The sequence below is a fragment of the Euryhalocaulis caribicus genome (assembly GCF_000412185.1).
Classification (GTDB): Bacteria; Pseudomonadota; Alphaproteobacteria; order Caulobacterales; family Maricaulaceae; genus Euryhalocaulis; species Euryhalocaulis caribicus.
This window is the reverse complement of the sequence record NZ_ASJA01000001.1, coordinates 179,153-204,796: the sequence shown is the minus strand read 5'-3', so window position 1 is coordinate 204,796 and position 25,644 is coordinate 179,153. Positions and strand designations below refer to the sequence as shown.

Genomic DNA, 25,644 nt, shown 5'->3' with positions numbered 1-25,644 from the left:
GCATGACCCTGCGACTCGCCGCCTTGGCCGCTCTTGCCCTGACCGCCTGTCAGGACGCGCCCCCCGCCCCTGCTCCCTCTGAACCCGCGCCGGCGCAGGCAGAAACCGCTGCGCCGGAAGACCCGCATGCGGGCGAGCGCCCCATAAGCTGGGATCAGTTGCTGGACCGGCCACGGGAGGAGGCGGACGCAAAGATCGCCTATGGCGAGGGCGAGCAACAGTTCGGTGAGCTGTGGCTGCCGGAGGGCGAAGGTCCCTTTCCCACTGTGATGATGGTGCATGGCGGCTGCTGGCTGGCCGAGATTCCGGGCACGATCCTGATGGACTATGTCGCCGCGGACCTGCGCGATCACGGCGTAGCGGTGTGGAATATCGAGTACAGGCGGCTGGGCCATGAGGGCGGCGGGTTTCCGGGGACGTTTCTGGACACCGCCGCGGCGGTCGACGCGCTGCGCGGGGTAGCCGAAGATTATCCGCTCGACCTCGACCGGCTTGTGTTCGCTGGCCATTCGGCCGGCGGGCACCTGGCGCTGTGGGCGGCGGCGCGCGGCGGAATCGGGGATGACAGCCCGCTGCATGCGGAAGACCCGCTGGTCCCGGACGCGGTGGTGACGCTGGCCGGGATCAATGATCTGAACGCCTATCGCGAAGACGGGCCGGGGCGCTGCGGCGAGCCGGAGACCGTGGATGAGCTGGTGGGCGGGCGCTATGGCGACACGTCCCCGGCGGAGATGCTGCCCATCGGGGTGGAACAGGTGATCGTTTCCGGCGCGCTGGACCCCATCGTTCCAAGCCCGTTCGGCGACGGATACGGCGCGGCGGCGGACGGCGCGGGTGACCCCGTGACCAGCGAGGTGATGGGCGGCGCCGGGCATTTCGAACTGATCGATCCGTTGTCCCCCGCATGGGCGGATATAAGGGCGATCATTCTGGAAGAACTGGACCCGGACGAGGCTCGCTGATGGCGGTCGGCGACCTTCAGAGCCAGCAATATTTGCGCGCCGCCTTCCCGAATTTCGCGGCCAGCCCGGAGCTGCATGTCCTGCAGCTGGACCCGTATCGCGAAGCCGCCGTGGTGATCGGGATGAGCGAGGCGGATTATCGAGACGCCAGCTTCCTGACCGAGGCGCTGGCCACGCCCGAACGCCTCGGCGCGCCGATCCCGCTGTTCCGGGTTCTGGAAGCGGTTGAAAACGCCGGGGAAACCCGCCCCGTTCATTTCATCATCCACCAGGGGCATACCGGCTCCACCCTGATCTCCCGCTTGCTGGACGAAGTGGGCGGGTTTGGCCTGCGCGAACCCTGGGCGCTGCTGACGCTGGCCGAGCTATACGACAAGGTGGGCAAGCCGGACTCGCTGGTCTCCGAGGCGGAGTACGGACGCATCCGGGACGCGATGATGGGCGTCTGGGCGCGGCGCTGGCGCGACGGTCAACAGCCCGTGGTGAAGGCGACCAGCCATGCCGGGCGGATCGGCGAAGACCTTCTGAAATCAAGGGCTTCGTCCAAGGCGCTGTGCCTGAACCTGAAGCCAGAGCCGTATCTGGCGACGCTGCTGGCCGGAGAAAATTCGCCAATCGATCTGCGCGGCTTCGGGCCGGACCGGGTGCGGCGGACGATTGCCGCATTCGGCGATGTGACCCCGCCCATGCACGCCCTGAGCGTCGGTGAACTGGCGGCGATGGCCTGGCTGATCGAGCGGGAAAGCCAGTGGAGATTATTGCACGGCGATGACCTGAAAACCCGTGCTCTGGACGTCGATTTCGAGGCGTTTCTGGCCGACCCGCAAGCAATTCTGGGCCGGATCGCGGCCCATTTCGACATGAATCCGGGCGAAAACGCGATCCGGGAGGCGGTGAATGGCCCCGTCATGAACCGCTATTCCAAGGCGACCGAGCACGGCTATTCGGCCGATTTGCGCCGCCAGCGGCTGGACGAGGCGCGCCGGACCATGGCGGACGAGATTGGAAAGGGCCTGAAATGGCTGGAAAACGCCGCCGGAAACAGTCCCTATGCGCGTGAAATCCTGAACGATGCAGGCTGAAAACCGGTCGCGAACCGGGACCTGCCGCGTTAGTCTGCCGGTCAGGAGGAGATGCCCATGAAGCTATATCATTGCCCGCAGACGCGTTCGAGCCGCGCGGTCTGGATGCTGGAAGAATGCGGCGCCGATTACGAAATGGAGATCGTGAAGATCATGGAGGGCGAAAAGCCCGCCCATTTCCTGAAAGACAATCCGATGGGCAAGGTCCCGGCGCTGGTCGATGAGGGCGTTGTCATTACGGAATCGGCGGCGATCTGCGCCTATCTGGCCGACAAGTTCCCGGAGAAGAAGCTGGCGCCGGCCATCGGAGACCCCAAACGCGGCGCCTATTACCGCTGGATGTTCTTCATGGCGGGCGTGATGGAGCCGGCCTTCATCCAGAAGGCCATGGGCTGGAAAGCGGAACGGCAGGGCATGGTCGGCTGGGGTGATTTTGACCGGATGCTGAACACGCTGAAAAAAGAAATCCCGGAAGAAGGCTGGCTGGTGACGGACCACTTCACGGCGGCCGATTTGCTGGTCGGCGGGACGCTGGTTTTCCTCTCGCAGAGCGGCCTGTTCGAGATGTGGCCGGCGGCCGAAGCCTATGGCGCGCGCTGCACCGACCGCCCGGCGATGAAGCGCGCGCAAGAGAAAGACGCCGGATGATCCGCGTGGCGCTTATCCTGTTGACGGTTCTGGCGATGGCCGCCTGCGCCGAGACGCGAAACCGCATGGCGGACATGATCGCGGCCGGCGAAGTCGACTTCGCGGGCGACCCGGTGACGCTGGCCGAACTGGCGGACGAGCCGGGCGTTTTTGCGGGGCGGCTGATTTCCGTTCCGGGCGCGCTTTCCATGATGGGCGGGCAGGCCTGCCTGACCGATCGCGGCCGCGCCATCGCCATCCGCCTGACGCCCGAGCAGTACGCCCTTCATGAAACGCTGGAGGGCGCGCCTGTTGTGGCGACGGGCGAGTTCAGCCAGACCCTTTGCCCGCGCGGCGCGCTGTGCCCCAATCTGTGCGCCCGCGCAGGATTTTCACAACTGGAAGACGTTCAAGCACAATGACTATCTGGAAACTGGAGGCGCTTGGCGACCGGCGCAGGCTGGACGCCGCCTACCAGCGCCTGAACCTTATCGATCCGCCGGTCGCACTGTCGCTGAGCCTTTTTGTCGTGGACGAAACGGCCGGCACGGCGCGGCTGGAGGCCCTTTTCGAGGACGCGCCGGACCCGAACGCCTTCCTGGGAGAGGCGGGGCTTAGCCAGGGCGATGCGGACGTGATGTTAGGCCCCCTGCCCGAGCAGGACTGGATCGCCATGTCGCTGGAGGGGCTGCCGCCGGTTTCCGCCGGACGCTTCACGGTGCACGGGCGTCATGACCTGGACAAGATCCCGCAAGGCCAGACGCCGATCCTGATTGAAGCCGGGCAAGCGTTTGGAACCGGGCATCACGGCACGACGCGCGGCTGCCTGATGGCGTTCGACGAGATGCTGACCGCCGGAGACAGCTTCGAGCGGATACTGGATCTGGGCTGCGGCGCGGGAACGCTGGCCATTGCGGCGGCCGAGACAACGGACGCTGTGGTGGTGGCCAGCGATATCGACCCGGTTGCGGTCGAGGTGACGCTGGAAAACGCCGAGCTGAACAATCTGAAAGACCGGATCGAGGCGGTTACGGCGGAAGGGTTTGACGCGCCGGAGATTGCCGCGCGCGCCCCCTATGACCTGATCTTCGCCAATATACTGGCCGGACCGTTGACGGAACTGGCCCGTCACGTGGCGCAGGCGCTGAAACCGGGCGGGCGGGTGATCCTGTCCGGTTTGCTGGTGCAACAGGAGGACCAGGTCCGGGAAGCCTATGAGCACGCCGGGCTGGCGCAGGAAGCCAGCGAATCCATTGATGACTGGGCCACGCTGGTCATGCGGAAACCGGCGCAAGGCGCGTAAGGCCCGACCCTGGAATCAAAAAGGGCGCTCCCGGTCAGGAGCGCCCTTTTTGTACGCGGCGTTGCACGGCCAATCAGCCGACGCCGAGAATACGCTTGGACCGGCGCAGACCGCGGCGGCGGGCGGTTTTCAGGCGTTTCTGTTCGGCTTCGTGCATGGACTGGGCGGCCATATGGAACTGGACGTCTTGCGTGGACATGGAGCGACCTTTCTTTTCATTTTTGTTTCAAAACGGTGGCACCGTCGTGACACGCGCGGATATGCGCCGCTTTCGTCTGTTCTTGAAGTGACAGGTTTCGAATCCAGCCATGCATAAATGCATGCATCCGGATGGCCGCCCACAAACATTGCTTCGCGCCGGGGCCGTCACTAGATTTCGCGCATGTTTCAGAAGTTTGAAGTTAAAGGCGGCCCGGCGTTTGGCCGCCAGAACGTGCCAGCCCTCCGAGAGGAACTGGCGCGCCGCAATCTCGACGGTTTCATCGTCCCGCACGAGGATGAGTACCAGAATGAGTATCTGCCCGCCGCCAATGACCGGCTGGCCTGGCTGACCGGGTTTACCGGCTCCGCCGGCGCGGCCGTCATCCTGAACGATTCCGCGGTCATGTTCGCAGACGGGCGCTATACGCTGCAGGTGCGCGAACAGACCGATCCGGAGCTGTTCGGATACGAGGATCTGGCCAATAACGGCATCGCGACCTGGTTGCGCCGCAAGGCCCCGGAAGGCGCGAAGCTGGGCTATGACCCCCGGCTGCATTCGCCGGACGGGCTGAAAACGCTGGAGAAAGCCGCCGGCCACCGCAATATCGAACTGGTCGCGCAGGACACGAACCCGCTGGATACGGTGTGGGAAGACCGCCCGGGCCAGCCGGCGGAGACCATTACCGTCCAGCCGCTGGACAAGGCGGGCGTGGACCACGCCGAGAAGCGCGAGAGCATTGGCGAAGGGATCGCCGATGAGGGCGCGGACGCGGCCGTACTGACCGCCCCGCCCTCCATCGCGTGGCTGCTGAACATTCGCGGCGGCGACGTGGCGCATTCGCCGCTGCCGCTGGCCACGGTCATCATCCGCAAGGACGGCGAGACCGATCTGTTCGTCAATCCGGCCAAGGTGACGGACGAGGTGCGGTCGCATCTGGGCAATCAGGTTTCCATTCACGAGGAATCGGCGTTCGAAACCACGCTTTCCACGCTGAAAGGCAAGAAGGTGCTGGTCGACCCGGCGACGGCCTCGGCCTGGCACTTCACGGCGCTGGAAAACGCCGGCGCGGCCGTTGTGCGCGGCGACGACCCGGTGGCACTGCCCAAGGCCTGCAAGAACAAGGCGGAGATCGAGGGGTCGAAAGCGGCCCATCGCCGCGACGGCGCGGCCGTCACCCGTTTCCTGCACTGGTTCGCCCATGAAGCGCCGAAGGGCCAGCTGGACGAAATCACCTGCGCGCAGAAGCTGGAAGAGATCCGGCGCGAGAACGCCGAGGGGCTGAAAGACATCAGCTTCGAGACGATTTCCGGCTTTGGCGAGCACGGTGCCCTGCCCCATTACCGGGTCAATGAAGCGTCCAACCTGAAGATCGAAAAAGGCACGCTTTATCTGGTCGATTCCGGCGGACAATATCCGGACGGCACGACCGATATCACCCGCACCATGCCGGTCGGCGAGCCGACCGACGAGATGCGCAACCGCTTTACGCGGGTGCTTAAGGGCCATATCGCGCTGAGCGTCATCCGGTTCCCGGAAGGCACGTCCGGCATGGCGCTGGACGCGCTGGCGCGGGCGCCGATCTGGGAAGCGGGCCTGGACTATGACCACGGCACCGGCCACGGCGTCGGGGCCTATCTGGGCGTCCATGAAGGGCCGCAGCGCATCGCCAAGGGGTCCAGCCCCGTGCCGCTGAAAGCGGGCATGATCCTTTCCAACGAGCCGGGCTACTACAAGGCCGGCGAGTTCGGCATCCGGATCGAGAACCTGCAATATGTCACCGAACCGGAGACCATTCCGGGCGGCGACCGGCCCATGCTGGGCTTCGAGACCCTCACTTTGGCCCCAATTGATCGTAACCTGATCGAACCGGCGCTGCTTTCGGACGACGAGCGGGCGTGGCTGAACGCCTATCACGCGCGCGTCGCCGCCGAGATCGGCCCGCTTCTGGACGGGGAGGTCCGGTCATGGCTCGAAGAGGTTTGCGCGCCGGTCTAGCCGGCATCGCGGCGCTGCTGGTCAGCGCCTGTCTGGTCAGCGAAGCGCCGCTGATCCTGTCCGGCGAAGGGGCGGCGCCCCTTCGCGCGGGCGATTACGAACAATATGAACTGGAAGACGGCGACGAGCCGGAATTCGACGGCCGCGCCGTCGTCGTCATCCGGGATGGCGACTACCTGATCGCCGAGGACCCCGATGACGAAGGGTCCTTCATGCGCCTGAAACAGATCGGGCGCGGGCTTTACGCCGCCCAGGTCTGGGAAGAAGGCGATGACAGCTACATGTATCTGGCGATGCGGCCGCAGCGCGGCGGCGGGGCGCTGTTCTGGTTCGGGGACTGCACGGTTCTGACCGACGCGGAACGGTCCGATCTGGGCCTGACCATGGATGACCGGGAATGCGTTCTGAACAGCTTCAGCCAGCTGAAAGCGGCGCTGGAAATCGTGGTGGAGCGGTCTTCGCCGATGCTGGAATGGCGGCGGGCGGACTAGCATCCGTTGGCGCGTCTTTAATTCAGGCAGCCAGTTTTTGGGCCAGCCAGACAGTCGCGCCGCCGCATCGGGGGTCATCAAACCTGTGCTCAACCAGCTCGAAGCCGTTGTCCTTAAGGAGAAGCTGGTATTCTCCGGCATCCAGACTGGCGTGATAGAGCGCCTCGCCGCGCCAAATTTCCGACGCTGACATTCCGCCGGTCCCCGCTCGTGAACATCAGGGGCGCGCCAGGCGCGGCCAGTCTGGCGAACACCGGAAACATCTTCTGCTGATCCAGAGGCGTCAGGCGGAACAGGCTGTGCCACGCGAGAAGCCCGCCAAAACGGCCTTCAAGATCCAGTTGGCGCATGTCTGCGGCAAGCCAGTTCTGATCCGGAAAACGCTGTTTGCACAACGCAATCAGCGAAGGCGATGAATCGATGCCTGTAACCGAATATCCGCCGGCGAGAAGATCGGGAACGATTGGCTCTCCGGCGCCGCATCCCAGATCAAGCAATTGCGATCCGTGCTCGGCCAAGCGCATGAAACGACGAATCCAGCCCGCCTCTCCCTGCGGGCGAGCGCGCCGCCGATCCGCATCCCACGACGCCGCGTTTCGTTCATACAGGCCGATAATGTCGTCAGAGGGCGACGTCATGGCATGAATTTATGCCGGGACCAGGTCTTCAGCAATCGGTGCCGAAAGGCCGCTCTTTACAGGCCCGACAGCTTGCGGAGTTGTTCGCGGAAGGCCGCATCCAGTCCGGGACGGCGCTCAAAGGCGGCCAGCGCGGTTTCGCGTTCGGATTCCGGGCGATCCTGCAACAGCTTGAAACGCCCGGTCATCCGCTCGACCGTGATTTCGACGCCCGTGATAAGCGGCAGCAGGCGGGCCACCGCTTTCTCTTTCCCGGCAAGGGAGAAAGTCTTCCCGTAGAGCCCTTCGAACGCCGCCGCCATGGCGTCCAGGATCGCGCGCTGCTGCGCGTCGTCCTGCAGCAGGCGCGCGGTTCCTGCGCACTCCACGATCACGTAATTCCAGGTCGGGAAATAATCGCCCTCGAACAGCTCCGGCGACATATAGGCGTCAGGGCCGCGGACCATGACGGTGACCGGCTTGTCGTCCAGCAGCGGCGTTTGCGGGTTGGCGCGGTCGAGATGCGTCCAGAGGGTGCGCCCCTCCCCGTCCGGCGCCCAGATTACGGGCAAGTGGGCGACGGCGGGCGGATCGCCCGCGCTCGCCAGCGTCGCGAAAGGGAAGCGGCGGACGACATCGATCATTGCGTCCCGATCTTCGGAGACATGTTTGGGCGGCGGATACGGGTGCGCGGTCACCCGCCGATCAGCGCCAGCCAGGCGTCCTCGTCCATCACCTCGACGCCCAGATCCTTGGCCTTGGTCAGCTTGGAGCCTGCGCCCGGACCGGCGACGAGGATGTCGGTCTTCTTCGAGACGGAGCCGGAGACCTTCGCGCCCAGCGCCTGCGCCCGGGCCTTGGCCTCATCCCGCGTCATACGCTCAAGGCTGCCTGTGAAAACGACCGTCTTGCCGGCGACGGGCGAATCCTCTGCCGGACGCTCGGCGGCCTCCACGGTCAGGTGATCGAGCAGGCGCTCCACCGCATCGGCGTTGCGCGGTTCGGTGAAAAACTCGATCAGCGCCTCGACGGCGACCGGGCCGACGGAGTCGATATCGGCGAGTTCGCGGAAGGCCTCGCCCGGCGTCTGGGCGGCGGCCTCGGTCATGGCGGCGGCGAAGGCGTCCCAAGCGCCGTAATGGGCGGCCAGCGCCGCGCGGGCAGGCTGGGAAATATTGAGACGCAGGGCGGCGATTTCCTGATCCAGTTCGCCGATGGTCTCCGGACGCTCCGGCGCGCCGTCCTTGAAGGCGGCCAGCAGCTTGTTGGCAGTAATTTCACCCACGCGATCAACCGTCAGAACTTCCATATAAGCCTTGCCGGGACGGGCCTTGGCGGCGGCGTTGACGGCCTTGTGGAAGGCGTCCCAGCTCTCCGCGTAGCCGGCCAGCTTCTGGGCTGTCACCTCGCCGACATGGCGGACGCCGAGAGCGTAGATCAGGCGCGCAAGCTGGATGGTCTTTGCCTCCTCCACCGCGCGCATAAGATTGCGGACGGAGGTCTCGCCATAGCCCTCGCGCTCTTCCAGATCGCCCTTGTGCTCCGGCAGACGGTAAATATCGGCCGGTTCGCGCACCCAGCCTTCGTCGAAGAACGCCTCGATCTGTTTCGCGCCCAGCCCCTCGATATCGAAAGCCTGACGCGAGACGAAATGCTTCAGCCGCTCCAGCGCCTGCGCGCGGCAGACCAGGCCGCCGGTGCAGCGGCGGACGGCTTCGCCCTCCTCGCGCACGGCGTGGCTGTCGCAGACCGGGCATTTGTCGGGAAACTTGTAGGGCTTTGAGCGGCCCTTGCGGTCCGGATTGGTGACGCGGACGACCTGCGGGATCACGTCGCCGGCGCGCTGGACGATCACCGTGTCGCCCTCGCGTACGTCCTTGCGGGCGATCTCGTCTTCATTGTGAAGCGTGGCGTTCGAAACCACGACGCCGCCGACCGTGACAGGCTTCAGCTTGGCGACAGGGGTGAGCGCGCCGGTGCGGCCGACCTGAATCTCGATCCGCTCCAGCTCGGTTGTGGCCTGTTCGGGCGGGAATTTCATGGCGACCGCCCAGCGCGGGGCGCGGCTGACATAGCCGAGGCGGTCCTGCAGGGCGAGGTCGTCCACCTTGTAGACCACGCCGTCAATGTCATAGCCGAGACCGGCGCGCTGCTCCTCAAGGTCGCGATAGATGGCGACCATCTCTTCCGGCGTGGAGACGCGGCGCATGTCGCGGTTCACCGGGAAGCCCCAGTCTTTCAGCTTCGCCACGCCGTCGAACTGGGTTCCCGCCACAGCCTCGCTGACCTCGCCCCAGCCATAGGCGAAGAAGCGCAAGGGGCGCCCGGCGGTCTTTTCGGGGTCGATCTGGCGCAGGGAGCCGGCGGCGGCGTTGCGCGGATTGGCGTAGATCTGTTTGCCCGCTTTCTCCTGCCGCTCATTGAGAGCGGCGAAATCGGCGTGGCTGAGATAGATTTCGCCGCGAACCTCGATCAGGTCCGGCCAGCCCTTGCCGGAGAGCGTTTCAGGAATGTCATCCAGCGTTTTCAGATTGGCGGTGACGTTCTCGCCCACCCGGCCATCGCCGCGCGTGGCGCCCAGCTCCAGCTTGCCGTTGCGATAACGGAGATTGGCCGAAAGTCCGTCGATCTTGGGTTCGGCGGTGAGGTCCAGCTTCGCGCCCTCCTCCATGCCGAGGAAGCGGCGGACGCGGGCCGCGAACTCGAACAGATCATCCTCGCTGAAGGCGTTGCCGAGCGAATACATCTGCTGGAGGTGTTTCGCCTCCGCGAAGCCGCTGGCCGGCGCGGCGCCGACCTTTTGCGACGGGCTGTCGGGGCGGACGAGGTCCGGGAAGCGCGCCTCGATCGCCTCGTTCCGCTGGCGCAAGGCGTCGTACTCGGCGTCGGAAACGGTGGGCGCGTCTTTCTGGTAATAGGCGCGGTCATGGGCGGCGATTTCATCGGTCAGCCGTTTGAGTTCGGCTTCCGCCTCCTGCGGGGTCAGGTCCCCGGCGGGTTTGTCTTCCACGCTCATGCGTCGGCGGCCCTCAGCTTGCGGGCGGCGGCGCGGGCCTCGTCCGTGATCTCGGCGCCGGCGAGCATGCGGGCGACTTCCTCATCACGCTCGGCGTCATCCAGCGGGGTGACTGAGGTGAGCGTGGCGCCTTTCGCGTCCTTCTTCTCGATCCGCCAGTGATGATCGGCGCGGGCGGCGACCTGCGGCGAATGGGTGACGACGATCACCTGACCGGTCTCCGACAGCGCCTTCAGGCGGCGGCCCACCGCGTCCGCCACGGCGCCGCCAACGCCCTGGTCCACCTCGTCAAAGATCATCGTGGCGATAGCGTTGGTCTCGGCCAGCGCGGCCTTGATGGCGAGGGAAAAACGGGAAAGTTCGCCGCCCGAGGCGATCTGGTCCAGCGGGCCGGGTTTCGAGCCGGGATTGGTCGAGGCCTCGAACCGGATCCGGTCGCGGCCGTCCGCGCCATCCCGCTCCGCCGGGTCGATACGGGTGGCGAACGTGGCCTTGTCCAGCTTCAGCGGGGGCAGTTCCTTCGCCACAGCCTTGTCCAGCTTTTTTGCCGCAGCCTCGCGCGCCCTGGTCAGGGCGGCCGCGGTGGCGTCATAACGTTCGGCGGCTTCTTTCAGAGCCTTCTCCGCATTGGCGGCGGCAGCGCCGGAATCCTCGATCAGGGCCAGTTTTTCGGTGATGTCCTTGCGCAGGGACGGCAGGTCGTCGACTTCCACCTGATGCTTTCGCGCGGCGGCGCGCAGGGCGAACAGACGTTCCTCCACCTTTTCCAGACGGTCGGGCTCGAATTCAAAGGTGCGGGCGGCGTCTTCGACGGCGTTTCGCGCCTCGCCCGCCTCGATCACCGCGCGCTCCAGCGCGGCCGTGGCGCGGCGGATGGCGGCGCCGGGGCCGGTTTCATCCTCTTCGCCCTCCGGAAGCTTGGCGACAATGCGCTCCAGACTAGCGAGAGCGTGGTTGAGGCGGTCTTCCATGCCCTGCCCGCCGGTCAGCGCCTCGGAGGCTTCCTGCAGGTCGCTGAGCGATTTCTCGGCGGCGCCCAGAAAGGCGCGCTCGTCCGCCAGCTTCTGCTCCTCACCCGTTTGCGGGTCCAGCCGGTCCAGTTCCGCCGCGGCGTGTTCGAGATAGTCGCGCTCGGCTTCGGCGCGGCCGCGCGACTCCTCCAGCGCCTCCGCCTTCTTCCGGGCGTCCGCCAGCGTGTCATAGGCGGCGCGCACGGCCCCGATCTGTTTGTCATGGCCGCCATAGGCGTCCAGCAGACCCCGGTGGGTCCGGGGGTCGAGCAGGCCGCGACCGTCATGCTGGCCGTGAACCTCCACCAGCGACTCGCCGATCTGTTTGAGCAGGCCGACGCTGGCCGGTTCGTCATTGACGAAGGCGCGGCTGCGGCCATCGGCGTTGAGGGTGCGGCGCAGGATCAGTTCGCCGCCATCCAGGGCGAAACCGCCTTCGTCCAGAATGGCGCGGGCGGGGTGATCATCGGCCAGAGCGAACATGGCGGTCGCCGTCGCGGTGTCATCGCCGCGGACCAGCGCCTTGTCGGCGCGCTGGCCGGTCGCCAGGCCCAGCGCATCCAGAATGATGGATTTGCCCGCGCCGGTTTCGCCCGTCAGGGCGCCCAGACCGGCGTCGAACTCTATGTCCGCGCGGTCGATCAGCACGATGTTTCTTATGGAAAGCGAGGTCAGCATTTGCGACCGCCGCCCCTCACTGGTGAAAAGGCCGGCAAGCTTACTAGAAGATTCGCCCGAAAGCGCGGGTCAGGAAATTCCCGTCCCGCTCGCCGTCCGGCGCATTGGCGTCCGGCGCAGCGATGCCGCGATCGGTCAGCAGCTCGTAGCTGTCTTCATACCAGGGACTGCCCGGATAGTTATAGCCGAGCACCGAGGCGACCTGACGCGCTTCCTCGTTCACGCCGAGGCTGACATAGGATTCCACCAGGCGGTGCATGGCTTCCGGCGTATGGGTCGTGGTCTCGTAATCATTGATCACGGCCTTGAAGCGGTTGATCGCGGCCAGCGTCTGGCCGTTCTTGAGATAAAAGCGGCCGATCGACATTTCCTTGCCGGCCAGCTGATCGCGCGTCATGTCGATCTTCAGGCGGGCGTCGCGGGCATAGTCGCTGTCCGGGTAGCGACGCACGACCTGTTGCAGGGCGTCCAGCGCGCGCTGGGTGTGGCCCTGATCCCGCCCGACATCAAGGATGCGCTCAAAATGGCACTGGGCGATCAGGTAATAGGCGTAGGGCGCGGACTGGTTGCCCGGGTGCAGATTGATGAAACGCTCCGCATCGGCGATGGCTTCATTGTACCGGTTTGCCTGATAATTGGCGAAAGCGGCCATGAGCATCGAACGGCGCGCCCATTCCGAATAGGGATGCTGACGCTCCACTTCGTCGAACCGCGCGGCGGCTTCGTCGTAGCGGCGTTCCTCCAGCGTATCGTGCGCCTCCAGATAGAGCGTCTCCACCGGACGCTCCACATAGGCGATTTCGGGATCGTCCGAAGCGCACGCAGCGAGCGTCACAAGGGCAAAGAGGGCGGCGAATCTGCGGTAGAGCGTCATACGCGGTGAGTCCTGCGTGTTCATATGGCGGGCGTCAAATCCATTTCGCGAAACAGGTTTGTAGCCAAATGATCGGCAAGGAGAAAGCGCTGAGCCGCATTCACGCGATCAATTAGACAGCTTTATCGCGCGCTGTGGCGTTTTCAGCCGCCAGTTCACGCCAGCGCCAGGCCGTTTTGTCGGCCAGAAGCGCGCGCAGAACCTTGTTATTCATGCCGTGGCCCGTCTTGAAGCCGGAGAACCGGCCCAGAATCGGCGCGCCGGCCAGATAAAGATCGCCAATGGCGTCCAGCGCCTTGTGACGAACGAATTCATCGGCATAGCGAAGCCCGTCCTCGTTCACGATGCGGTCGCCGTCGATCACGACGCTGTTTTCCAGCGAGGCGCCCTGCGCCCGGCCTGCCGCGTGCAGGGCCTCGACCTCATGCAGGAAGCCGAAGGTGCGGGCGGAGGCCAGCATGTCGGCGAACTGATGCTTGCCGGAATCGAAAACCACGCGCTGGCGGCCGATGGCGTCGGTATCGAACTCGATCTCCACTTCCACCACGAACCGGTCGCAGGGAGAGAGAACCGCGCGCTTGCCGTCCTGTTCAACGGCGATTTCCTTGCGCACTTCGATATAGCGGCGCGGCGTTCCCTGACGGCGCAGGCCGGCGCGCTGAAGCAGCGAGACGAACGGCGCGGAGGATCCGTCCACAGACGGCACTTCCGGATTGTCCAGCTCGATCACGATATTGTCGATGGACAGACCGCTGAGCGCGGCCATCAGGTGTTCGACCGTGCTGACCGATGCGCCGTCCGCATTTTCCAGAACCGTGCCCAGATTGGTCGCGCCCACCGCTTCGGCCCGCACGGCGATGCGGTTGTCGCCGCCAAGGTCGCGGCGGACAAACACGATCCCGGTGCCCGGATCGGCGGGCTTCAGCGTCATGCGCACCGGCGCGCCGTCATGCAGACCGCGCCCGGCGATCATGGCCGGAGAAGCGATTGTGTTTTCCCACATCATGATGGCGTGCGACCTCATGCGGCTCATGGCGAATGCGCGCAAAACGCGCACATCTACAACGCTGGACCTAGCCGCGGGGCGCCAGACCATCAAATAAAGCTTGGTTGCGCATTGTTACGCCCGCTTAACCGCTCCGGACATGCAAAAGCCCGGGCGCGAGGGCCCGGGCTTTCAACGCTGTGATCCTGTCGCCGGCGATCAGTTGGCCTGACGGCGCAAGAAAGCCGGAATTTCAAGGTCATCATCGTCCATGCCGTTGAACAGGTCGCCGCTGGCCACGCGCACATTGGGGCGCTGGGTTTGTTGCGGCTGTTGTTCCTGCTCCGGCTTCTCGCGGGAATCCTGCTCCGCCGGCTTGCGCAGGCCGAACAGGGAGAATCCGCCGGACTTCTTCTCTTCCGACGGCTGGTCGGCGGCCGGACGGCGAATCGCCGGGGCCTGTTCTTGCACGCGTTCGGCGAGGCGGCGCACTTCCGGCTCCGGGGCGGTTTCGCCCTGATAGTCGTTGGCGGTTTCGATGGTTTCGTCTTCGGCCGTTTCCGGGGAAGCGGTTTCCAGCTCATCTTCCACGTCGTCGGCGATCTCTTCCAGCTTGGCGCGCTCACGGCGTTGCATCTCCGCGCGGATCTGCTCAGCCGTCTTGGCGTTTCCCGCCGGACGCACGGAAGGCTCGACCGGCTTGGCCGGGGTCTCGCTGCGCCAGGGCATGGCGGCCGATTGCGGCTGCGCGGCCGGCTTGGCCGGGCGGGCGATCGGCGCGCGGGCGACCGGCTGTTCCGGGCGGCGGCGGTCCCGCTCGCCCTCGCCGATGCCCGTGGCGATCACGGACAGACGCAGCTTGCCTTCCATCGTCTCGTCCAGCGTCGAGCCCCAGTTGATCTGGGCGTCCTCGTCCGCTTCCTGGGCGATGATGTTCGCGGCTTCATCGATTTCGTGCAGCGTGAAGTCCGGGCCGTGGGTGAAGCTGATCAGCACGCGCTGGGCGCCCTTCATGGCGGTGTCGTCCAGCAGCGGGTTGTTGATCGCGGCTTCGGCGGCCTCAGCGGCGCGGCGGTCGCCTTCGGCCTCGCCCATGCCGATCATGGCGCGGCCCATCTCGCTCATCGTTGTGCGCACGTCCGCGAAGTCGCGGTTCACGATGCCCGGACGCACGATCAGGTCGGTGATGGCGCGGACGCCGGAATAGAGAACATCGTCGGCCATGACGAAGGCGTCGGCGAAGCTGGTGGCTTCGGTCGCGACGCGGAAAAGATTCTGGTTCGGAATGACGATCAGCGTATCGACATTCTTCTCAAGCTCCTCGACGCCGGCGTCGGCCAGACGCATGCGGCGCGGACCTTCAAACTGGAACGGCTTGGTGACAACGCCAACCGTCAGGATGCCCTGCTCCCGCGCGGCCTGCGCGATGACAGGGGCCGCCCCGGTGCCCGTGCCGCCGCCCATGCCCGCAGTCACGAACACCATGTTCGCGCCTTCGAGATGCTGGAGGATGTCTTCCATCGACTCGCCGGCCGCCTGTTCGCCCACTTCCGGGCGGGCGCCGGCGCCAAGACCCAGCGTCACGTCGCTGCCCATCTGGATGCGGCGTTCGGCCTTCGAACGCGCCAGAGCCTGCGCATCGGTGTTCGCGGCGATGAATTCAACGCCTTCCAGCTCCTTGGCGATCATGTTGTTGACCGCGTTTCCACCGGCGCCGCCGACGCCGATCACGACAATGCGGGGCTGAAGCTCAGGGGTTTCCGGGGCGGAAAGGGACAGGGGCATGAAATGGTCTCCAGATACGACAATCGACGGATTATCCGAGGATTCGGGGTAAATGTCGTCTTTACCATTTAATTGAGGGTTAAGCTTACTGATCAACAAATGTGAACAGGCGCCCGGAGAATGGAAAAAGCATGCGTGAAAAGCCCCTGGTCATCGTGTTCGATTCGGGCGTCGGCGGTCTTTCCGTGTTTGACGAACTGGCCCGGAAAGGCTTTGCCGCCAAGGCAATTTACGCGGCCGACACCGCATTCCTGCCCTATGGACTGCGCAGCGAGGCCGAGCTGAAACAGCGCGTGCCGGCGCTTTTTTCACTGCTGGAAAAAAGATTCGCGCCGCAGCTTTTTGTCATGGCCTGCAACACCGCCTCCACGGTGGCGCTGAACGAGACGCGCAAGGCGGTGCAAACCCCGATTGTCGGAACCGTGCCGGCCATCAAGCCCGCGGCCAGCCTGACCCGCACCGGCGTGATCGGATTCCTGGGCACGCCGGGCACGGTTGAGAGGGAATATAGCGACGGCCTGATCGCCGAATTCGCGGGAGACCGCAGCGTGCTGCGCTTTGGCAGTTCGCGCCTTGTGGCGCTGGCCGAACGCAAGATGGCGGGCGAGGCCGTCAGCCCCGAAGCCATCGAGACGGCCCTGGCGCCGCTCTTCGCGCTGGAACACGCCGACCGGATGGATGTCGCGGTGCTGGCCTGTACGCATTTCCCGCTGCTGCGGCCCGAGATCGAGGCCGCCTCCCCCGCCGGGTTGAAATGGATCGATTCCGGTGAAGCCATCGCGCGCCGCGCGGGCGGATTGCTGCAACTGGAGGAAGGCGGCGGGGCGCTGGAGCCGGTCGCGGTCTATGTCACGGGGAACGCCGACGCCGCCATGCGCCCGGCCTTGCAGGCGCGCGGCTTCGAGACGGTCGAAAAGATCAGCCTCTAGAAATTCTCGCGCAGCCAGGACCACGCGCCGCCAATGCCGCCGGCCTCCACGGCCTCCTTGCGGCGGCGCGCGGCGCCTTTTTCCGTAATGCGCGGCGGACCGCTGATGGCTTCGCGCGGACCTTGCGCGGCATGGATCAGCATGCCGGCGGCGGCGGTGAAGCCCGGACCGCTGACAGCGTCAGCCAGACCAACGACCCCGGCGGGGCGGGCGATGCGCACCTGTTTTTCCAGAATCTTCGCGGCCAGTTCGCGCACGCCGGGCAACTGACACGCGCCGCCGACCAGAACGGCGCGGCGGCCCGAGGCCTTGTCCACGCCAGCGGTCATCAGGCGCTCCCGGACGATCTCGAACGTCTCTTCCAGGCGCGGCTTGATGATCTGGGTCAGCAGCGAACGCGGCACCTGGTTCATCGAGCTCTGGCCGTCCTCGCCAATCTGCGGCGTCATGATCAGGTCCTGATCGTCGTCCGGGCTTTCCAAAACGGAGCCATAGACCGTCTTGATCCGCTCGGCCGAAGCGACGGGCGTGGACAGGCCGCGGGCGACGTCGGCGGTGACGTGCTGTCCGCCGACCGGGATCACGTCGACATAGGCCAGCGCGCCTTCGGCGAAAGCTGCGACGGAGGTGGTGCCCCCGCCCATATCGATCAGCAGGCCGCCCAACTCCTGTTCGTCCTCGACCAGCGCCGAGAGGCCGGAGGCGTAGGGCGTGGCGACCACCGCGCTCATGTCCAGGCGGCAACGCTCCACACAAATGGCGAGATTGCGCAACGGCCCGGAGGCGGCAGTGACAAGGTGCATCTCAACGGCCAGCGTGCGGCCATACATGCCGCGCGGATCGCGCACGCCGCGGCTGTCATCGACCGTCCAGGTCAGCGGGATGGCGTGGACGACGACGCGCTCGGGCTCATGAAATTCGTCGAGGGCGGCGGAGAGCAGCCGTCGAAGGTCGCGGTCGGAGACCTCGCGGTCGGAGAGCGGGCCTTCCACGGCGATGCGGTGGCTGCGCGGCTGCGCGGCGCTGAGATTGACGGTGACGCGGCTGACCGCCTCGCCCGCCATGCGTTCGGCCTGCTCGACGGCGGCGCGGACGGCGGTTTCGGCCTCGTCCAGATCCACGACGGAGCCGCAGCGCACGCCGCGGCTGGACTGATGCCCGACGCCGGTCACGCGGACGCCGCCGCCCGGTTCGGAACGGCCGATGAAACAAGCGACCTTGGAGGAGCCAATATCCAGAACGGCCAGCGTCTGGGGCTTGCGTCCCTCGCCGCCATCCTCGCCCTTGCGCCCGAAGAGGGGCATAGCGCTCATGCCTCGCGCCCTTTCAATTCTATGGAATCGTGACCCTCCATCGGGCGGATCACGATGCGGGTCGTATCCCGCAGGTCAATCAAGCTGGCCGGCGCGTCAAGAATATGACGCCGCGTCTGCAAATCATTGAGAATGGCCAGCGCGGCCGCGCCCTCATCCTCGGGCAGGTGAACCTTCATGCCGCTGTCGATCCACAGCGTCCACCGGCGCTCTCCCACGCGCTGCGCCGCTTCCACGCGCTCCGCGACAGAGGGGAATTGGCGATAGGCGTCCAGCAGTTCCGGCGCGGCCTCGTCCGCGCGGGCGCCGACGACCACCGGCAGGGCCGTATATTCCGCCGGATCGGCGCCATCGATCACGCCGCCATCGGAATCCACCACGAAGAACGCGCCGTCATTCTGCCAGACGGCGGCTGGGCGGCGCTCGGTCACGGTGACCGAGATGCGGTTGGGCAGCAGGCGCGCGACCACGGCCTCGTCCACCCAGCCCAGCGACTCCACGCGCTGACGCGCGGAGGCGGCGTCCAGCGTGAAAATGGAATTGGGGCCAAGATCGCCGAGCGCGGCATGGATGGCGTCAGCCTCAGCCCGGTCGGCGCCGATGATATCGACATGGCGCACAGTGAACCCGGCGCCGGCCAAGGCTTTGTCCGTGGACTGCGCCGCGCCCCCGGCCGCGCCCGCCAGCCAGCCGCCGCCCCACAGGACGGCGACGCCCAGAAGCATCACGGCGGTAATGGCGACAGTCGCCAGCCGCACGGCGGCGCCGGCGCGGTATTTCGCGCCGCGCAGGCGGGCGGCGAAATGATTGCGAATGCGCGTGAAGACGGTCGGACGGCCGGACGAATGCCGTTTTTTGGTTTTCCGTGCTGTCTTCTTCACCTTAGACATGAAGCATCCTCAGCGATCCAGGCGCATAAGGCCTTGAAATCGCGCCCCCGGTAGGCGGCCTGTTCTGGCGCCAGCGAAGTAGGAGTCATGCCCGGCTGAGTGTTAATTTCGAGTAAGGCTAACCGATCGTTATGCATGTCATAGCGAAAGTCCGACCGCGTTAACCCTCTGGCGCCCACGGCCTCATGCGCCGCCACGGCGGCCTCCATGCAGCGTTTTTCAATCTCGGGCGGAATGCGGGCCGGCACCTCATGCGCCGAACCGCCAGCGGCGTATTTCGCCTCGAAATCGTAGAAATCGGATTTCGGCAGAATTTCCGTGACGGCCAGCGGCTCATCGCCCAGCACGGCGACGGTCAGCTCCCGCCCCGGGATGAACTCCTCCACCAGCACGTCCTCGCCCAGCTTCCACTGGTCGGAGCCGATATCGGCGGGCGGGCGATTGTCGCCGGGGCGAATGATGTAGACGCCGACGCTGGACCCCTCGTTTACGGGCTTGATGACGTAGGGCGGCTCCATCGGATGCGCGTCCGCAATTGTCTTGCGGTCCAGAACCGCGCCTTTCGGACAATCGATGCCCGCCGCCTCAAAAACCGCTTTCGCGCGCTGCTTGTCCATCGCCAGGGCGGAGGCCAGAACGCCGGAGTGGGTGTAGGGCCGGCCGAACCATTCCAGCAGACCCTGCACGCGCCCGTCCTCGCCCCACGGCCCATGAAGGGCGTTGAACACGATATCCGGATCGGCCTCGGCCAGACGCTGCATCAGCGCCTCGCCCGGATCGATCTCGACGACTTCATAGGCGCCCTCGCGCAGCGCCTTCGCGCAAGCCGCGCCCGACACCAGGCTGACCTCGCGCTCGGACGACGGACCGCCAAGAAGAACCGCGACGCGCTTGGTCATGCCTTTTCCCCCACCCGTCTGATCTCCCAGCGCAGGTCGACGCCGGATTGGGCCTTCACGTCGGCGCGGATGCCTTCGCCGAGATTTTCGATGTCAGCGGCCGTCGCATCGCCCGTATTGATCATGAAGTTGCAGTGCTGCTCGCTCATCTGCGCGCCGCCCACGCGGCGGCCGCGGCCGCCTGCGGCGTCGATCAGTTGCCAGGAGCGGCGCTGGTTTTCCGTGCCCGGCGGATCCGGGTTGGCGAAGGTGGAGCCGCCGGTCTTTTCGCGGATCGGCTGGGTGGATTCGCGCTGGGCGGTAATCTCCGCCATGCGCGCCTCGATCTCTTCCGGCGCGCCGGCCTGCCCCTGGAACAGGGCTTCAACGAAGATCCAGTCGTCCGGCGCTTCGGAGTGGCGGTAGCTGTAGCCCAGCTCCTCCAGCGGGGCGACGATGCGGCGGCCCAGCCGGTCAATCGCCACCGCCTCGACCAGCACGTCTTTGGTCTCATGGCCATAGCAGCCCGCGTTCATGCGCAGCGCCCCGCCAATGGAGCCCGGCACGCCGACGAAAAACTCCAGCCCGGACACCCCGGCCCTGGCGGCCTGCTTCGCCGCCATCTTGTCCAGCGCCGCCGCGCCCACGCGCAGGCGGTTATCACCCTCCGGCGCGATCTTGCCGAAGGCCGGGCCAAGCCGAATGACAACGCCCGGAATGCCGCCATCGCGCACCAGCAGATTCGACCCCACTCCCATGACGAACACCGGAACATCCTCCGGCGTTTCGGCGAGGAAATGGGAAAGGTCCGCCTCGTCCTTCGGCAGAAACAGAACTTCCGCCGGTCCGCCGACACGGAACCAGGTGAACGGCGCCAGCGTCTCGCCCGCTTTCAGAACGCCGCGAACTTCAGGGAGGCGATCGATCAGGCTCACTTTGCGTCCAGCGCCTTCAGCTCGCCGGGCAGCGCCGCGGCCCAATAGGTGATGTCTCCGGCGCCGAGGCAAACGACGAGGTCGCCCTCGCCCGCCAGTTTCGCGACATCTTCGGCCAGTGACTCACGCGTGACGCCCATCGCCTTGCGGTGGCCGTGCTTGCGCAGCCCCTTGACCAGAGAGTCCCGGTCCGCGCCCTCGATCGGCTTTTCGCCCGCTTCATAGACCGGGGCGACCAGCACCGCGTCGGCGTCGTTGAAGCAGTTGCAGAACTGGTCGAACAGATCGTGCAGACGGGAATAACGGTGCGGCTGCACGACAGCGATCACCTTGCCGTCGGCCACGTCGCGCGCCGCCTTCAGGACAGCGGAGATTTCCACCGGATGGTGCCCGTAATCGTCGATGACGCGCGCGCCGTTCCAGCCGCCAACATCGGTGAAGCGGCGTTTCACGCCGGCAAACCCGTTCAGGGCGTCCCGCACATGGTCTTCCGTACCGCCCAGCCCGCGCACCGCGGTCGCGGCGGCAGTAGCGTTCTGGACATTATGGCGCCCGGCCATGGGCAGGCGCAGCCCCTTCCAGGTTTCCTCGACCTCTCCGTCGGCGTCATGGAAAACGAGGTCGAATACCGTCACGCCGCCCTGCGGGGTCATGTTCACGATGCGGGCCTGGGCCTGCGGGTTGAAACCGTAAGTGACCAGCCGGCGGTTTTCGACCCGGCTGGCGAGGTTCTGGACCTCCGGATGGTCCACACAAACCACGGCAAAGCCATAGAACGGGATCGTCTCTACGAAACGGTCGAAGGCGGCGCGCAGATTGTCGAAGCTGCCATAGTGGTCCATGTGCTCCGGATCGATATTGGTGACGATGGCCACCGTGCCGCGCAGGCGCAGGAAGGAGCCGTCGGACTCGTCCGCCTCCACCACCATCCAGTCGCCCTCGCCCAGCTTGGCGTTGGCGCCATAGGCATTGATGATGCCGCCATTGATGACGGTGGGGTCGAACCCGGCCACGTCCATCAGCGCGGCGACCATGGAGGTGGTCGTCGTCTTGCCATGTGTCCCGGCGACCGCAACGGTGTGGCGCAGGCGCATCAGCTCGGCCAGCATTTCGGCGCGGCGGACCACGGGAATCTTGTGCTCGCGGGCGGCGACGACTTCCGGGTTATCCGGCTTGACGGCGGTGGAGACCACCACCGCGCCGGCGCCGGAGACATTGCTTTCCGCGTGGCCGATATGGATCGTCGCGCCGAGTTTTCTCAGGCGCTCCACATTGGCGTTTTCCTTGATGTCCGAGCCGTGAACCTCATAGCCGAGATTGAGCATCACCTCGGCGATGCCGCTCATGCCGATGCCGCCAATGCCGACAAAATGTATGGGGCCGACCTCGTAGGGGACCGGGTCCGTCTTCTTCATTCCTGCTCCTCTGGGGCCCCGGGATCCGCGACGGCTTCAGCCAGCGCGGCGAGGCGTTCGGTGGCGTCCGGCCGGCCGGCGGTTTTCGCCGCCGCCGCCCGGCGCGCCAGATCTTCGCTATCGCCGAGGCGGGTTTGCAACAGTGCGGCCAGTCCCTCAATGCTCAATTCATCCTCGGGGACCACATCTGCAGCGCCAACATCGGAAAGGCTGCGCGCATTTTCAGTCTGGTGGTCGTCCATGGCGATTTTGAGGGGGATCAGAATGGCGGGCCGCCCTACCGCCGCCAGTTCCGAGACCGTGGACGCACCGGCGCGGGCAATCACCAGATGCGCGCCGCGCAGATGACCCGCCACGTCGCGGAAAAACGGTTCGCAAACTGCGACGACGCCCGCCTCGCGATAGGTCTCGCGCGCGGCGTCCAGATTTTCCTCGCGCGTCTGCTGCACGACCTCCAGCCGGCTGCGGATATCCTGCGGCAGGCGGGCCACCGCCGCCGGAACCGTCTCGCTGAGGATGCGCGCGCCCAGGCTGCCGCCCAGCACGACCAAGCGGAGATGGTCGCCCGGCGCTTCATAGGGCGCGCCGGCCGCTTTCAGGATCGGGGCGCGCAGCGGATTGCCTGTCACCTGCCAGCAGTCGCGGGCCTTGTCGGGAAGCCGCGCCAGCCGGTCGAAGCCGCTGGCGACCACCGCCGCCGTTCCGGCGCGCACGCGGTTTACACGGCCCAGAACGGCGTTTTGCTCATGGATGATGATCGGAATGTTCAGCGACTTGGCGGCCATCATGGCGGGGAAGGCCGGATAGCCGCCAAAGCCGATCAGGATATCGGGGCGCTGCTCTTTCATCAGGCGCCGGGCCTGCCGGTAGCCGCGCCAGATGGCGAGACTGGCCGTCGGCCAGGTCCAGGGCTTCGACTTGATGATGGAAGCCGCGCTCAGCGTGCGCCGGTCATCGGCGGGAATTCCGTCCGCATGGCGCATGCCGCGCGCATCGGTGAGCAGCGAAATGGCCCAGCCGCGCGCTTTAAGCGTTTCCGCCAGCGCCTGCGCCGGAAACATATGTCCGCCGGTGCCCCCGGCGGCCAGAACGGCGCGGCGCGCGGTCATGAAGAGCGTTCATAGACGCCCGGGCGCCGCCGCGTCATGGCCAGCAGCAAACCCGCCGTGACGGACGTGGCCAGCATCGACGACCCGCCATAGGAGATGAAGGGCAGCGTCATGCCCTTTGGCGGCACAAGATGCAGGTTCACGGCGATATTGATGAAGGCCTGCAGGCCCAGAAGCAGGGTCAGCCCGGCGGCGGCCAGTTGCATGAAGGGCTCGTTCAGGCGCAGGGCCGAACGCAGGCCGCGCCAGATGACGACGCCGAACAGGCCGGTAATCAACAGGCACGCCAGAAGGCCGAATTCCTCCGCCGCGACCGCAAAAATGAAATCGGTGTGGGCGTCGGGCAGGAAATGTTTCACTTCGCCCTCGCCCGGTCCGCGCCCGAACAGGCCGCCGCGGCCCACCGCCTCCAGCGCGCGGTCGATCTGATACGTGTCGCCGCTTTCCGGGTTCAGGAAACGGTCCACGCGGCTGGCGACATGGGGGAAGACGAAATAGGCCGCCGCCGATCCCATCAGCGCCATCGCGCCCAGCGCGGCGGTCCATATCCACGGCATGCCGGCGAGGAAGAACAGCGCGCCGAACGCGGTGGTCAGCAGCACGGTCTGGCCGAAATCGGGCTGAAGCAGAAGCAGCGTGACGCAGGCCAGATAAAGAACGAACGCGATGATCGCGGCGGGGGCGGCTGTGCCGCGCCTCTGTTCGGCGAACAGCCAGCCCGCGATGACGATCAGGGCGGGCTTGAGAAATTCCGAGGGCTGCAGCGAGAACCCGGCAAAGCGCAGCCACCGCGTCGCGCCCTTCACCTCCACGCCCATGACCAGCGTGGCGGCGGTCAGCGCCATCGCCCCCAGCAGGATCAGCGCCGCCACGCGGCGGGCGCCGCGCGGATCAAGGCTGGAAAGCGCCAGCATCACCGCCGCGCCGATGCCGGCATAGAAGCCGTGGCGATAGAGGAAATGGAACGGGTCGGTGATCGACAGGCGATCCGCGGCGGCCGGGCTGGCCGCCAGCGACAGCAGGAAACCGATCGCGATCAGCAGGCCGAACGTGCCCAGCAGCACGCGGTCGACGCTCCACCACCATTCGGCGAAGGCGGACCGGTCGGTGCGTGAAATGGCGATCATGCGCTGGCTCCCTGAATCGACGCGGAATCACGAGTGATTCGCTCAACGATTCGCCGGAATGTATCGCCGCGATCTTCGAAATCCTTAAACTGGTCGAAAGAGGCGCAGCCGGGAGACAGCAGGACAACCGGGTCCGGGGCGCCGCTGGCCCGCGCATCGGCCAGCGCCCGCGCCACGGCGGTTTCCATGTCGCCGGACTTGTCGACCGGCATGACGTCCTTGAGACCGCGGGCGAAACCGTCCTGCGCCTCGCCGATCAGGTAGGCCTTGGAAATGCGGGGAAACAGGTCGCTGAGGGATTTCAGGGACTCGTCCTTCGCGCGCCCGCCGGCAATCCAGTAGATATTGCCGTAAACCGCCAGCGCCTGACGCACGGCGTCAAAATTGGTCGCCTTGGAGTCATTGACGAAGGCGACGCCGTCGATTTCCGCGATCTTCTCCAGCCGGTGCGCGAGGCCGGGAAAGCTTTTCAGTCCGTCGCGGATGGCGTCGGCGCTGAGGCCCGCCGCGCGCGCGGCGGCGAAGGCGGCGGCAATGTTCTGGTGATTATGACGGCCGGGCAGCGTTTCCACCGCGTCCAGCTCGGCCACCTGCCGCACGCTGGTTCCCGTAGCGTCATAAAGCGCGCCGCCCAGCGCATAGACGCCGCGGCTGAGCGCGCGGCCGGAGGAGACCGGGATCACATTGCGCTCGCCCTTCGCCAGCCAGCCCGTGGCGATCCTGCGCGTATGTTCGTCATCGACGCCGATAATGGCGGCGTCCGTGGGCCGCTGGTTCTGGAAAATGCGGGTCTTGGCGCGGACATAGCCCTCCATCCCGCCATGACGGTCCAGATGATCGGGCGAGACATTCAGCAGCAGGGCTGCGTCACAGCGCAGCGAATGGGCAAGGTCCAGCTGGTAGGAGCTGAGCTCCAGCACATAGACCGCCCCGGAATGCGGCGGGTCGAGATCCAGAACACCGCGGCCGATATTGCCGCCGACCTGCGCGTCCAGCCCGGCATGGTGGAAAAGATGGCCCAGCAGGGCCGTGGTGGTGGATTTGCCATTGGTGCCGGTAATGCCGATGACGCGCGGGCGCTGGTTCTCCGGCAGGGCGTTCACGGCCAGCGCGAACAGCTCGATATCCCCGATCACCGGCACGTCCACCGACTCCGCCATTTTCACATAGCGGTGCGGCTCCGGATGGGTCAGGGGAAAACCGGGGGAGAGCACAACAGCGGCCAGATCCGACCAGTCGCGGGCGTTCAGATCCGTCACCGTCAGGCCTTCGGCCTTCGCCCGGGCCTGCGCTTCCTCATTGTCGTCCCAGCAGATCACGCTCGCGCCGCCGGCCTGCAGCGCGCGGGCCGCCGTCAGGCCCGAACGGGCCAGGCCGATAACCGCGACCGTCTGGTCTCGATATGCGGCGACGGGGATCAT

The 25,644-nt window shown here is 66.2% G+C and carries 24 protein-coding genes; 8 read left to right on the top strand and 16 right to left on the bottom strand.

The window, feature by feature from the left end:
• The first annotated feature begins 2 nt into the window (after positions 1-2).
• From L338_RS01005 to L338_RS00985, 5 genes are read left to right on the top strand one after another with little or no spacing between them, the layout of a single operon-like run.
• Entirely contained in the window at positions 3-962 is a 960-nt protein-coding gene (locus L338_RS01005) for an alpha/beta hydrolase (RefSeq protein WP_022696494.1), read from the top strand.
• Complete coding sequence (locus L338_RS01000) at positions 962-2,044, top strand: hypothetical protein (RefSeq protein ID WP_022696493.1); 1,083 nt, start codon at positions 962-964, stop codon at positions 2,042-2,044. The genes L338_RS01005 and L338_RS01000 overlap by 1 nt, the downstream gene beginning before the upstream one ends.
• A gap of 57 nt (positions 2,045-2,101) precedes the next feature.
• Positions 2,102-2,692: a glutathione S-transferase family protein gene (locus L338_RS00995; protein ID WP_022696492.1), complete on the top strand. Its 591-nt coding sequence runs from the start codon at positions 2,102-2,104 to the stop codon at positions 2,690-2,692.
• 5 nt (positions 2,693-2,697) lie between these two features.
• Positions 2,698-3,093, top strand: coding sequence for a hypothetical protein (locus L338_RS00990; RefSeq protein ID WP_161624585.1), 396 nt, complete (start codon positions 2,698-2,700; stop codon positions 3,091-3,093).
• Positions 3,090-3,974 carry a 50S ribosomal protein L11 methyltransferase gene (locus tag L338_RS00985; RefSeq protein ID WP_022696490.1) on the top strand — a complete coding sequence of 295 codons (885 nt, stop codon included), beginning with the start codon at positions 3,090-3,092 and terminating at the stop codon, positions 3,972-3,974. The genes L338_RS00990 and L338_RS00985 overlap by 4 nt, the downstream gene beginning before the upstream one ends.
• 73 nt (positions 3,975-4,047) lie before the next feature.
• On the opposite strand, the gene L338_RS18070 is transcribed toward L338_RS00985, so the two are convergent.
• Entirely contained in the window at positions 4,048-4,173 is a 126-nt protein-coding gene (locus L338_RS18070) for a hypothetical protein (RefSeq protein ID WP_277813407.1), read from the bottom strand.
• A 183-nt stretch (positions 4,174-4,356) separates the two neighbouring features.
• Between L338_RS18070 and L338_RS00980 the strand changes: the two genes are divergently transcribed.
• Both L338_RS00980 and L338_RS00975 read left to right on the top strand, forming a co-directional pair.
• Positions 4,357-6,171 carry an aminopeptidase P family protein gene (locus L338_RS00980; protein WP_022696488.1) on the top strand — a complete coding sequence of 605 codons (1,815 nt, stop codon included), beginning with the start codon at positions 4,357-4,359 and terminating at the stop codon, positions 6,169-6,171.
• Positions 6,141-6,662, top strand: coding sequence for a hypothetical protein (locus tag L338_RS00975; RefSeq protein WP_152485774.1), 522 nt, complete (start codon positions 6,141-6,143; stop codon positions 6,660-6,662). The genes L338_RS00980 and L338_RS00975 overlap by 31 nt, the downstream gene beginning before the upstream one ends.
• Before the next feature lie 113 nt (positions 6,663-6,775).
• Here L338_RS00975 and L338_RS00970 read toward each other — a convergent pair whose 3' ends face one another.
• The 7 genes from L338_RS00970 to ftsZ all read right to left on the bottom strand — a co-directional run bounded on the left by L338_RS00970 (position 6,776) and on the right by ftsZ (position 15,627).
• The gene (locus tag L338_RS00970) at positions 6,776-7,300 is read right to left on the bottom strand and encodes a class I SAM-dependent methyltransferase (RefSeq protein WP_206740761.1); all 525 of its coding nucleotides are present in this window, start codon (positions 7,298-7,300) and stop codon (positions 6,776-6,778) included.
• Positions 7,301-7,356: 56 nt separating this feature from the next.
• Complete coding sequence (locus L338_RS00965; RefSeq protein WP_022696485.1) at positions 7,357-7,977, bottom strand: FMN-binding negative transcriptional regulator; 621 nt, start codon at positions 7,975-7,977, stop codon at positions 7,357-7,359.
• Entirely contained in the window at positions 7,974-10,289 is a 2,316-nt protein-coding gene (gene ligA / locus L338_RS00960) for an NAD-dependent DNA ligase LigA (RefSeq protein ID WP_422110941.1), read from the bottom strand. The genes L338_RS00965 and ligA overlap by 4 nt, the downstream gene beginning before the upstream one ends.
• Before the next feature lie 2 nt (positions 10,290-10,291).
• Complete coding sequence (gene recN / locus L338_RS00955) at positions 10,292-11,983, bottom strand: DNA repair protein RecN (RefSeq protein WP_022696483.1); 1,692 nt, start codon at positions 11,981-11,983, stop codon at positions 10,292-10,294.
• Between the two features lie 43 nt (positions 11,984-12,026).
• On the bottom strand, positions 12,027-12,857 hold the full coding sequence (locus tag L338_RS00950) for an outer membrane protein assembly factor BamD (protein ID WP_022696482.1): 831 nt from the start codon (positions 12,855-12,857) through the stop codon (positions 12,027-12,029).
• A 112-nt stretch (positions 12,858-12,969) separates the two neighbouring features.
• On the bottom strand, positions 12,970-13,890 hold the full coding sequence (lpxC, locus tag L338_RS00945) for a UDP-3-O-acyl-N-acetylglucosamine deacetylase (protein WP_241762219.1): 921 nt from the start codon (positions 13,888-13,890) through the stop codon (positions 12,970-12,972).
• A 171-nt stretch (positions 13,891-14,061) separates the two neighbouring features.
• Positions 14,062-15,627 carry a cell division protein FtsZ gene (gene ftsZ, locus L338_RS00940; protein WP_022696479.1) on the bottom strand — a complete coding sequence of 522 codons (1,566 nt, stop codon included), beginning with the start codon at positions 15,625-15,627 and terminating at the stop codon, positions 14,062-14,064.
• 131 nt (positions 15,628-15,758) lie between these two features.
• Between ftsZ and murI the strand changes: the two genes are divergently transcribed.
• Positions 15,759-16,556: a glutamate racemase gene (gene murI, locus L338_RS00935; RefSeq protein ID WP_022696478.1), complete on the top strand. Its 798-nt coding sequence runs from the start codon at positions 15,759-15,761 to the stop codon at positions 16,554-16,556.
• On the opposite strand, the gene ftsA is transcribed toward murI, so the two are convergent.
• The 8 genes from ftsA to murD are packed head-to-tail and all read right to left on the bottom strand — an operon-like array spanning position 16,553 to position 25,644.
• Positions 16,553-17,869: a cell division protein FtsA gene (ftsA, locus tag L338_RS00930; RefSeq protein ID WP_081639412.1), complete on the bottom strand. Its 1,317-nt coding sequence runs from the start codon at positions 17,867-17,869 to the stop codon at positions 16,553-16,555. The genes murI and ftsA overlap by 4 nt on opposite strands.
• On the bottom strand, positions 17,866-18,759 hold the full coding sequence (locus L338_RS00925; RefSeq protein ID WP_081639411.1) for a cell division protein FtsQ/DivIB: 894 nt from the start codon (positions 18,757-18,759) through the stop codon (positions 17,866-17,868). Before L338_RS00925 ends, ftsA begins: the two co-directional genes overlap by 4 nt.
• Complete coding sequence (locus tag L338_RS00920; protein ID WP_022696475.1) at positions 18,747-19,658, bottom strand: D-alanine--D-alanine ligase; 912 nt, start codon at positions 19,656-19,658, stop codon at positions 18,747-18,749. Before L338_RS00920 ends, L338_RS00925 begins: the two co-directional genes overlap by 13 nt.
• Positions 19,655-20,572, bottom strand: a complete 918-nt coding sequence (gene murB, locus L338_RS00915; RefSeq protein ID WP_022696474.1) for a UDP-N-acetylmuramate dehydrogenase — start codon at positions 20,570-20,572, stop codon at positions 19,655-19,657. The genes L338_RS00920 and murB overlap by 4 nt, the downstream gene beginning before the upstream one ends.
• A complete protein-coding gene (murC, locus tag L338_RS00910; protein WP_022696473.1) occupies positions 20,569-21,987 on the bottom strand; it encodes a UDP-N-acetylmuramate--L-alanine ligase in 1,419 nt (472 codons plus the stop codon). The genes murB and murC overlap by 4 nt, the downstream gene beginning before the upstream one ends.
• Positions 21,984-23,096 carry an undecaprenyldiphospho-muramoylpentapeptide beta-N-acetylglucosaminyltransferase gene (gene murG / locus L338_RS00905; protein ID WP_022696472.1) on the bottom strand — a complete coding sequence of 371 codons (1,113 nt, stop codon included), beginning with the start codon at positions 23,094-23,096 and terminating at the stop codon, positions 21,984-21,986. Before murG ends, murC begins: the two co-directional genes overlap by 4 nt.
• Positions 23,093-24,223, bottom strand: a complete 1,131-nt coding sequence (gene ftsW / locus L338_RS00900; protein WP_022696471.1) for a putative lipid II flippase FtsW — start codon at positions 24,221-24,223, stop codon at positions 23,093-23,095. The genes murG and ftsW overlap by 4 nt, the downstream gene beginning before the upstream one ends.
• A complete protein-coding gene (murD, locus tag L338_RS00895; RefSeq protein ID WP_022696470.1) occupies positions 24,220-25,644 on the bottom strand; it encodes a UDP-N-acetylmuramoyl-L-alanine--D-glutamate ligase in 1,425 nt (474 codons plus the stop codon). The genes ftsW and murD overlap by 4 nt, the downstream gene beginning before the upstream one ends.